We start from the raw sequence: 10,674 nt of genomic DNA, 5'->3' as shown, positions 1-10,674 counted from the left end.
ACCGGTCCAGCGGACTTTATAACCGCCCCTGGAATTTATGGTAACCGGTTCGTTTTTCTCATGAGTTCCCAGAACCCTCAGGTCGGAGGACTGATTATGGGTAAGCGTTTGGCTCTCCTCCGATTTACCGTTGTTCCCGTTTTTATATTCTTTGAAACATATACCTTTTACAAGGTTAAGAGGCGCACCTGACTCCAGGGCCTTGACTAGTTCCTTAAATGTCTCTTCGCCCTCGCCTACCACTACTATATCCACATAAGGATTCTCTAGGGTCTGTTGAGGCAAAAGGCTGGCATGAATTCCACCCCAAACTATGGGGACATCAGGATGGCGTTCCCTGAACTGCTCGCATGCTTCCAATGCACGTAGAATCTGTGGGCCGGTCATGCAGGTCACACCGAAGCAGATCGGTTTTTCTTTAAGTGCATCGGTGAATTCCCTCTTCCAATTGGGGTTTGCGAATTGGTCTATGATCTTGATGCGGTATCCTTGCCTGGCCAGAGGGGTAGCCGTGCAGAGTAAGCTCAGCGGGACTTCTACCCGTCTTTGCGCCTGCCATCCGCTTCTGGGTGCGGGATTAAACAATAAGACGTCCATTATATCCTCTTTTTCTGATTGTACTATTTGCTAGAGACAAAGTCCATGCCCTATTTCATAAAGGTAAAAAAGTATGCGCGGGATTACACATCAGATGCCAGTTTGAAGTATCTTTCACTTAGATTTGAACAGAGCTTAAATTACTTTGCATTAATTTTTACGATTTACTTAATTTCCTGTAAGAATTAACGATTTCCGGGTCGAAGGCTTCGAATAAACCGGGATTTTCCAAATGGCTCGGTGACTTATGACTAAAGATATATTCTCCGACAATAGGGGTGAGCTTGGACAAAGAGACACCGCTTTCCTCTTCAACTGACCTGGATAATAGTCTCAAATCTCCAATTTCTACCCTGGTATTGAAGCCCTTAAGATGAAGGCTCAGGACAACTTGCTCCAGGGAGGCATTTCCTGCTCTATCCCCGAGACCGTTCACTGTTACGTCTAGACCGTCGGCTCCGGCAAAGACGGCGGCCAGAGAATTTGCAGTTGCCAAGCCCAGGTCATTGTGCCCATGAAAAAATATGGAAACCTCCAGCACCTTTTTTAGCTGTTTGATCAATTCATAGACGGTAAATGGGTCAGAGCCGCCGTTAGTGTCATATATCGTGATTCTATTAGCTCCGACGTTAGCCGCTTCTTTGCTTATTTCGAGTAAAAATTCAAATTCCGTTTGCATGGAGTGAGGAAAACCTGCTCCGACCTCCGAATTATAGTTTAAAGAATAAGCGAGCGAATCCAGTAAAAGTTTCATTTTGGCATCCCTATCGTGGGGTTTTCTTCTGAAGGAAACGGGCATTAAGAGGTCGAACCGGTTTAGGTATCTGCTTGCTTCCTCTATTTCTTCTCGGCAACCGGGGTCGTAGGAATATATCAAACCAGATGTTCTTAATTTTAATCCTTCTTCTCTTAAGCTTTTAACAAATTCTAAATCCTCGAGGACTCTGCTCGGAGCTACAACCTCAATTTCAGGCACATTAGCTTTATCCAGCAATTTTGCAATTTTTAGTTTTTGTTCCGGTGAAAAGCTGACATTAGGAACATCCAACCCTTCCCTCAAGGTCGAATCCTTTATTATTATTTCCTTAGAAGAATCAACCATTTCCATCTTGGCCAAATACCATCCTGCCATAGTCATTTATCATAATCTCTAAGCTCGGGATTCTGTATTCAGGTTTAGCCCTGCCGTCGGCTTTGCTTATGCCACTGGTTAAACAGCATAGCACCTTACTTCCTCTCTCTATATTGCCGTTATCTATCTCTTTTACTGTCCCGGCCAACGCCATCAAACCGGTTTTTTCCACCACTTCTCCATCAGTTACCGTAATTTCCACCCCATTATCCTTGAGTAAATCTAAAATATTTCTTCCATCGAAATTTCTTTCCAAAAAATCGGCAAATTCGGAATGGTTAATAGTGGTCAAATCTCCTTTCGTGTTAATTAGTATGTCGGTTAAATCTTTATATGTTCCGTAGGTGTGTGGTTTGACATCATACATGACTTTGCTCAGCAACGGCGCTGTGGAATTTATCTCCGGCGGTTCTATCATTGTCTTTTTCGATTTCCATGCGTTATACATAGGACAGTTGGCCTCTTGCTGAACACCTAAGAACTTGGGCAGGCATCCGATTTCCTCTACAAAATCCATTAATACCAGATAAATCCCAATAGGACCGAAGGCTGCGCTTATGGCTTGAGCTATCCAATCGAACTTTTTTCCCTCAAGCAGGTATTCTAGGATGAAAAAACCCCTAAATTTGGAAGCCTCATACCGCCAAGCGGTCTGAGGAATATGCTTAAGACCATTGGATAGTTCAAATAAATGAGCAGCTCTTTTGACGAGTTTGGGTTCGACAACCGAAATCAGATGCGCTCTTTTAGGTGCAAACACTCTGCTGTCTAGTAAATAGAGGTTCTCCTCTGGAATAAAAAAGAATGTTTCCAGGCCCGCTTTTTGGCCATATTCGGTTAGAGCAGTTCCGGTATTTCCGCCAGACTCGAAAACCACCCGACCATAGCCCTTTAGTTTACATTTGGCAATGGTAATGCATCCGTCGATAGACTTTATAGTTTTAGTATGCATCAAAGAGGTTTCATCTAGGATGTGGATTTCAACCCCTTTGTATACGAGATGAGGAAATATTCTTGCTCCTTCCTTTATACTCGTTTCTTTGAGCAGTTCTTTGTAAAGGAAATCTTCCTCATCAGACCTTTCAAACCGGAGTGCGTTTCTATATCTACACACCATACTAGTTTGGGAATCATATCTTGTATCGATGCATTTATCGAAATTCGGTTTAGAATGTTTCATAGTGGATTATTTCCTCAAGCGGTCGGAGTTCTTTGGTCTCCGGTGTTTCATCCGGATAGCCTAACGGAATGATGGCAATGGGGTCAACGTGTTGAGGTATAGCCAGAATCCGCTTAATTTCTTCGGACATCCTTGGCTCTTCAGTGTTATATGCGGTCATATATACAGACCCTAAGCCTCTGCTGCCTGCTGCCATGAGTATATTAGCTGCGGCTAGAACGCCATTTTCTACTTCCCGGCCATACGATCTTTGCCTATCAACACAGACTACTATGAGTACGGGTGCATTCTGTAGGAAATCTGCTTTGTAAGCCCTTTTTTCCGGCGGGCAGTATTTGTTCTTTAACTCTGACATTCGTTTTTTGGTCTCATCTTTTTTAACGACGATAAAGTGCCACGGCTGGCCGTTAAGAGAAGAGGGCGCATACCTAGCCAAGTCCAGCAACTCTATCACAACCGAATCGGGGATTCCCTTTACCTTGTATTTCCTGATTGCTCGCCTTTCTTTGATGGTTTTGTCTAGTTCCATTTTTTATTATCTTCGGATCGGTCTCAATATAATCTGGTGGCTACGGTACTTAATGGCCCGAAGCAGGTTTTTTGGCCAAGACAACAATCGTTTGTCCGAATGAAGATGTCACAAAAGGCCTAGAAATAAACCACGCTTCACCCTTCGTTACCCAGTACAAAAGGGTATTTAGCCATTGCAGATATGGTGGGTGTCGGTGCGGTAAACTATAACCATAGTGCTCGTAATCTTTCCTTCCGTGCCTCAAGTAACGTCTGACGGTGAGAATGATGGCCCCTAATATGTTAAAGTGACTCAATTTAAGAATATGAAAACCTGCCTCCACAACCTTATCCCGCACTTCATCAAGACTATACCTTCTATAAATCGCGGGCTTATCTTCTTCCCCGGTTTTTTGGCTCGACCTAGTTATTAATAGCAGACACCCACCTGGATTCAATACCCTATAAAATTCTTTTAGTGCTACTTTATCAGATCCCTCTCCCGGAAGGTGTTGAATAACGGCTTTACATACGACTAGGTCGAACAAATCGTCCTTGAACGGCAATTCTAACACAGAGGCCTGGGAAAGGATGCGCTGTCCTCTACTTCGACAGAACTGAAAAGCATCCCATGATATATCTATTCCTACGCCTCTTATGGGAGAGCCGTGCCGTTCCAACCAAGTAAGGGTAAACCCGGTTCCGCATCCAGCATCGAGAATATGCAGTCCCTTAGCTTTTCTGTAATATGTGTTTAGAACCCGACGAGCCGCTTCGTATATACCCCTATACCACCAGTGGACTTCTTCGACCTCATAGAGACGTTCATAATAGTCAGAGGCTCCTATCAGAAGATCTTTGCCCATTTAACTAAATTAAAGCAGGACCTGATATCGGACTGTTCTTCAGGACTTTATTTTTGGCTCAGAAGGTTTCTCAATTCCTCAAGTCAACGATCTTATTATAGACCCAGCCTATTAACGTGCCACTGAACGTGCCTATAGCGAAACCATATAGAAATCCAACGATGCTTCCCAAGAATGAAACCTTATATCCAATAAAGAACTGGTCGAGGAGCTGTAAATGCGGTCCTATTACCTGCTTGCCGTTTGGGTCTATATACGCCCCCTTAATCAAGAGCCAATTAGTGGCGATGAAAATAGCCAGGCCAAAGAGAATTCCCAGAATTAAGCCCAGCATCTTTGAATTTAGTCGAACAACTGCCCTTAAAAGCTTCTCATCGTCCGGCAGGCCGTTGGCCATTTGTGTCTCCAGGATTCATGGTTTATTTTGTTGCCAAGAAAGCAGAAAAGGTCTCTTGCCTCAGGTCTTGTACTTGCTTAAATCCTTATCACAATCACTTCGGCCTAAGCCTTTTGAAACCCAATCAAGTGGACAGATTCTGCGATGAACCTTAGGTCAGATGTAATCTAATAAGTCCTTCAGTGACAAGGATTCCGCTTTTTTTCTGGTTCTAAAGACGAAGAAGCCGAGTAAAAGGTTTCTAAGATAAGCAAACAGCCATCCGAAGATAAATCCCCAAAGGAAGCTATAGCCCATCCCGATGAAAGCTCCCTGAAAGCTTACGGTGTAACCTATAAAATACTGCCCCAGAAGCCTAAGACCGGGGTCTACGACCTCATTTCCTCTGACGATCAAGTAAAAAGTGGCTAAGAAAATGACTAATGCGCAGGCTGTCCCTACGGCAATGGCAAAGGCAAGCTTGTCCATTTTTGCAAATGTTCTAAGTATAACTTCATCAAAGAGAGGCTCTTTTGGCTGAATAGCCGTTTTTACAGGCACTTTGGGCTGGGTGGAAGAGAGGAGGGTGAATTGGCTGTATTGTTCCTCCTTATCGTTATACCTGATCTCTTCATGATATTCCTGGTCTACATTTACCTGCCAGAGGTCGTAATTAGCTCCTAAAATATTCTTGACCGCCAGCATCGCCGTCAGCATGGAGTGGTCTTGGTTATTGTATTTATGCATACCGTTTCTACCCACTAATTGCAAATTCTCTATAGAATCAAGAAAACTACGAATAACTCGGAGTGATTCCTGATAGGTGGAGTCGTAAACCGGATAGGCCTTGGGCATTCTGACCACGGTTCCATCCTCGACTTCTGACGCCCGAACCAATCCCAGGATATCTAATTCGCGTTTCCCAAGCTCAATTAGCTTCTCGTCGGCCATGGACCACATCCCGTCTCCTTTGAAGCAGAAATACTCAAGGCCAAGACAGGTTTTATTGTGGTCTGGGACCATATAGGGACTCCAGTTCTTGAAGTTCTGAATCCGGCCTACTTTTACGTCGGGGTCGTGAATGTAAATCCAGTTATCCGGGAATACGTCGGGCTTATTGATGATTAGCACTACGGTGAGAAAGTCCCTGTAGTTAAGGTTGGTTGCTGCCTTGAGCACATGCTCAGGAACCGCGGGCTCGAATTTCTCGAACAACTCCCTTACGGGCATACTGCTGATGAAATGGCTTCCGGTTATCAGCTCTTTTTGTCCGTTTCTTCTCGCCTCTATTGCGACCACCCTATTCTTTTCCCAGAGAATTTTAGCTACTTCGGTCCCTAATTGAACTTTCCCTCCTTGCTGATTTATCATATCGGATACCCTCTGCCACATCATGCCCGGCCCCAGCTTAGGGTAATGAAAAGAGTCAATCAAGGTTTTAATAACTTCTCCGTTATTGGAGTTCAAAAGTGCATTCCGGAGAGCGGTCAATAGGGAGAGTCCTTTAATCCTCTGGGCCGCCCACTCTGCCCTTATTTCCCTGCAGGGTATTCCCCAGACCTTCTCCGTATAGGTTTTAAAGAATATCTGGTAAAGCCGCCTTCCAAAGCGGTTAGAGACCCACTGTTCGAGCGTTTCCTCGGGTTTGTCTGGAAATAATTGGGCCTTGATGTAGCTAAGAACTATGAGAAAGCTGTTCCACATTCCGAGACCAAATAGGGCGTTAGACGCCCTTAGAGGGTAATAGAAGAACTTCTTGTCGTAATAAATTCGGGAGAGACGATTGCATACTAGAAAGTCTTCTCCCAAGACTTCGTGCCACATGTTCTCGACTGCCTTGACCTTGGTAAAAAAGCGATGCCCGCCGATATCAAAATGGTAGCCCTTGTAGTTGACGGTTCTGGCGATTCCTCCAACGATGTCGTCCTTTTCCAGTACGACGGATTCCATACCGGCTTTACATAGCTCATAAGCGGCAGTGAGGCCAGCCGGGCCAGCGCCTATGATCACCGTTTTTTTAGCTTTTGTTGATTCAAAGGATTCTATCATATCCGTATCTTCTGGCAGGTGCGGTGTAGAAGGAAATTCTCTTAATTTACGTCACAAAATACAGCTCCGCTATGTGAGTTACAGACTTAACATGATTGGGCTAAAAAATCAATTGGACTGTGATAGTTTTTTCGAGGACCTACTGGTATTAACTAGAATAAGATGCATTAAAACTATGGTTTTAGGTGTTTGGAGGTGAAAGACTAAGCAGAACCTTCTTTTGGTGAAGTAATCGCGGCAGGCCTTGCTTTGCCTCTGTCTCTAAAGAAGCTAGGTGTTCAGGGGATGGATAAGGTATTGGTTAACAATATCTTGAGGTTAGTTCATAACTTAGTAAAATACGGGGATCATTTCTTAGTTTCTCTAACATAAAGATAAGCTCGCAGCAATTGGCTAATAGAGTTGCGCCATGAGTAGTTATCGATGTTTATTTCCTTTAATTTCCCAACTATGTTGAGCCTTAATTCTTGGTCATCAAGCAGTTTGCATATACAGCTCTCGAACGAAACTGGGTCTTTTGGCCGGGCATATAATCCCAGGTCGCCGAGGATCTCTCTATTTACTATGTAGTCAAAGGCAACGCTGGGCAAACCTGCAGCCATGTAATTGTAGAGCTTGATGTTAGCCTCTCCGCCCAAATCCAGGAGTTTAGGGGATACGGCTATTGTCCCCAGGGCTAGGTAGTCATATATTTCCCAATAGGGAACTCTCCCGGTAAAGGTTATATATTCTGAAATTTTCAAATCCTGCGCAATTTTTTGGTATTTTTCTTCGGAGGGAAAACCCATTATGAGGAAATGTACGTCGTCTCTCTTTTCGGTCATAGATTTAATAACCTGAAGTAAAAGATCTACTCCTTGATATTCGGTCAGCAATCCCAGATAAACAACTATTTTTTTATTGGTCGGTATCCTTAGTTTGTCGGCTAGATATTGGGTTTTGTTCGAGGAATTTTCGTTTGGTAAGCCTGCGGCATCCAGGACAACAAAAATTTTATCTTTACTGATACCGTTGTCCTTTTTAAGACGATTGGCCATAAAACTGGAGTTCACCAACAACGCATTTGCCACTTTATAAGATCCCCATTCTACGATCAATAAAATCTTGTACATAACTTTTTGTAGAAAAGGATACCGGTGCAAAAACTTATGCGCTCTTATTTCGCTGGTGAATTCTCCTTGTACATCAAACACTAGAGGAATACGGAAAATCAGGCTGCAAATTTTGCCAATCAAAACGCCTTCGTGTAAATGCGCATGTATGATATCGGGTTTTGTTTGATGGATTGCTAATACGGATTTGAGTAAAAGTAAAAGGTCCAAATAAATTTTGTGGATAGAAGGGCCGGCTGAGGTCTTGTTGTACCAAGGAATATTTATAATCCGTCTAATATCCAAACCGGGGATATCATTTCCAATATGATACGTGCAAATAGTGACATTATTCCCCATCGATGCCAGGTGTTTTGCCTCTTCATATATTCTTACGTGGCATCCTCTATCGGAGAAAAAAGGGGTTGGGGCGATCATTAAGATTTTCATTGAACGCTTGCTAATGTTTAATAAATTGTTGTTACCTGTGATCTTTGGTTTTTCTCTCAGAACTGATTGCCTATCATCGAACTTCAATTTTTGGTTTAGAGCGAGACTCAATCCTATTCATCTGTGAAAATTATCTGGATAAAACTGAAGAGAGAATATTGGACTTTTGTCAGTTTTTTAAGGAGAAATGGGTTTATGTTAACGACAAGATAAGCCTTTTGACCTATATATACTATCATAAATCGGATATTCAAACCGGCTTTAGACTCAAAGGACTACCAGAACGGATCGTATTCTGTTACCGGGTGAGTTAGTGCTTATTTTTTACAGCGTTTAGACTCTCCCTGATTTGTTGATAAACCGATTCTATAGATTCCACCATCTTGGCAGGATTAAACATGTCTTCCCAGTTTGGGTGGTTTCTCTGGTCCCGGATTATCTTATTTCGGAGGACTTCGATTATACTCCTGGCAAGTTGTCGATTATCTCCTCTCTCCACCAGTATGCCATTTATACCGTCCTGGATAATCTCCGGAATACCCCCGACTCTGGTGGCGACGATGGGTAGTCCTGCGGCCATAGCCTCAAGCAGCACTATACCGGAGGCTTCGATCTCGGAAGGGAGGACAAGTAAGTTGGCTTGATAAAAATATTTTTTAATCTCCTCCGGAGGAAGACCGTTGATAAACTTTACGGGTAGATTTCCGGTGATGAATTTAGCCGCTAATCTCGAATGAAGATATTCCGGGCCGATTACTACCACTCTGACGTCCGGAATCTCTTTTAGCACCAAGGGCAAAGCCTTTATTAAGGTGGGTAGGCCTTTTCTAAAATAGTCCCGTCCGACGAATAAAATTAAGTTCTTATCCTGCTGATTAGAAGGTCTGGTATAGTTGTTCGGGTCAATGGCTAGTCTGACCACGAATATGTTTGGATGGCAAATTGTGTTCTTCACGTATTCGGAATGAACAATGATTGCCTGAGCCCTGCTTAGAATTTTGGTATAGCGCCACTTTCTTATTTTTTGAAGCACAAATCTGAGCGGAAGATCGGGGCAGGGAAAGTAATGAAACTTAGTCCAATAGTAATCATGTATATCCACAAGAACCGGAAAGCTTACATCTTGCCAGCATTTCGGGTTTGCGTGCTTCAGGTCCAATACGTGGCCAATGTCCCATTCCTCCTTTAAATCCTCAGGTGTTGAATAAATCCCAATGTCATGTCTCTTACCCATCTCATGCAGCAGGATGTCACGGTATGTTCCAGAGCCCGTCAGCAACTGGCCTCTATGGGTAAAATAGAGAATTTTCATGCTTTTTGGTGAATGATATGAGCAATCAGCTATTTTTCCCCTGCAAAATGCGGTTCAATCGGCGGCGGCGCTGATATATAAACCAAGGGGAATAGTAAGGCCCCCAGAGTTTATCCATCTCCACGGAAGAAATCTTCCTGCTACTCTGGATTTTGTCCCGCTCCTTTAAGACCCGCGGCAGTTGTTTTAATGCGCTGACCTTGGCTTTTAGCCTGGATAGGTCGTTCTTTTTTAATATATAGTAGCCATCTGCCAGTAAGTCATAAGTAACGATTAGAGGAGCATAATAAATCATCTGCTTTAGGGGCCAATTCTTTAATATGGTTAGAATTTTGTTCCTTTCAAGAAGAAAGATCTTGCCGCTCGATTCATGGCCTAACGACCAGCCATGTTGGTGAAATAGAATTGCTTTTGGAACGTATAAACATCTCCAGCCGGCCAGTCGCGCCCGAAATGCCAAGTCGACTTCCTCGTAATAGATAAAGAAATCCTCATCGAATAACCCTACTTCTTCGAAGATCTCCCTTTTATAAAAGGCGGCACCGCCAGAAGGACAGAAGACCTCTTCAAATTGCTCAGAATCCCCAGCATCTCTGGTCATGCCCTTTCTGCCGTACACGTTACCATCCTTGCTAATTTCTACCCCCGCGCAATCTATGATGTCTGGGTCAGAGCTGAATAATACTTTGGAAGCCAGCATCCCTATTTTTCCGTCTACCAATACACATCTCATGAGTTCTTCTAGCCAATGCCTATCCGGAACCATGTCATCGTCGAGCGTAACTATGTAATCACCCATAGATTCCTTGATTCCTTGGTTTCTCCCACCGGCACAACCGTTGTTTTTTTCATTTTCTATTATCTTCACCTTCGGGTGTTTGTTCCTAATTTCACTTGTCTGGCTCTTTTTTAGACCGTTGCATACCAAAATAATTTCGAATTCTCTGAAGGTCTGGCCATATAGCCCTTCAAGACATCGGTCTAACACATTTTCTTTTTCTTCCCATCTAGATGTCAAGATGATGACAGATATAAGAGGTTGAGTGGCCAAGTCAATACCCTTTTGCGGAAGTATTATGTTTGGTATTAGAAAATGGATAGAGTTATCATT

10 protein-coding genes are annotated in these 10,674 nt (G+C 43.3%); all 10 read right to left on the bottom strand.

Annotated features, from left to right (window positions below):
• Nucleotides 1–597: cobalamin-dependent protein (locus VNN20_13510; protein HWP93205.1), on the bottom strand; the 597-nt coding region annotated here is incomplete at its 3' end.
• 157 nt (nt 598–754) lie between these two features.
• A complete protein-coding gene (locus tag VNN20_13505; protein HWP93204.1) occupies nt 755–1,705 on the bottom strand; it encodes a LeuA family protein in 951 nt (316 codons plus the stop codon).
• Complete coding sequence (locus VNN20_13500) at nt 1,692–2,909, bottom strand: hypothetical protein (GenBank protein ID HWP93203.1); 1,218 nt, start codon at nt 2,907–2,909, stop codon at nt 1,692–1,694. The genes VNN20_13505 and VNN20_13500 overlap by 14 nt, the downstream gene beginning before the upstream one ends.
• The gene (locus VNN20_13495; protein HWP93202.1) at nt 2,896–3,438 is read right to left on the bottom strand and encodes a nitroreductase family protein; all 543 of its coding nucleotides are present in this window, start codon (nt 3,436–3,438) and stop codon (nt 2,896–2,898) included. Before VNN20_13495 ends, VNN20_13500 begins: the two co-directional genes overlap by 14 nt.
• Nucleotides 3,439–3,487: 49 nt before the next feature.
• Nucleotides 3,488–4,285, bottom strand: coding sequence for a class I SAM-dependent methyltransferase (locus VNN20_13490; GenBank protein HWP93201.1), 798 nt, complete (start codon nt 4,283–4,285; stop codon nt 3,488–3,490).
• A 70-nt stretch (nt 4,286–4,355) separates the two neighbouring features.
• Nucleotides 4,356–4,682, bottom strand: a complete 327-nt coding sequence (locus VNN20_13485) for a hypothetical protein (GenBank protein ID HWP93200.1) — start codon at nt 4,680–4,682, stop codon at nt 4,356–4,358.
• Nucleotides 4,683–4,838: 156 nt separating this feature from the next.
• Nucleotides 4,839–6,710 carry an FAD-dependent oxidoreductase gene (locus VNN20_13480; protein HWP93199.1) on the bottom strand — a complete coding sequence of 624 codons (1,872 nt, stop codon included), beginning with the start codon at nt 6,708–6,710 and terminating at the stop codon, nt 4,839–4,841.
• A 347-nt stretch (nt 6,711–7,057) separates the two neighbouring features.
• Nucleotides 7,058–8,251 carry a glycosyltransferase family 4 protein gene (locus VNN20_13475; protein HWP93198.1) on the bottom strand — a complete coding sequence of 398 codons (1,194 nt, stop codon included), beginning with the start codon at nt 8,249–8,251 and terminating at the stop codon, nt 7,058–7,060.
• Nucleotides 8,252–8,561: 310 nt separating this feature from the next.
• Nucleotides 8,562–9,563: a glycosyltransferase family 4 protein gene (locus tag VNN20_13470; protein HWP93197.1), complete on the bottom strand. Its 1,002-nt coding sequence runs from the start codon at nt 9,561–9,563 to the stop codon at nt 8,562–8,564.
• 25 nt (nt 9,564–9,588) lie between these two features.
• Complete coding sequence (locus VNN20_13465; protein ID HWP93196.1) at nt 9,589–10,614, bottom strand: glycosyltransferase family 2 protein; 1,026 nt, start codon at nt 10,612–10,614, stop codon at nt 9,589–9,591.
• Nucleotides 10,615–10,674: the final 60 nt, after the last annotated feature.

The organism is Thermodesulfobacteriota bacterium (assembly GCA_035559815.1).
Taxonomy (GTDB): Bacteria; Desulfobacterota_D; UBA1144; order Nemesobacterales; family CSP1-2; genus DATMAT01.
Note: the sequence above shows the minus strand (reverse complement) of the source record. Positions and strands in the feature narration are given on the sequence as shown.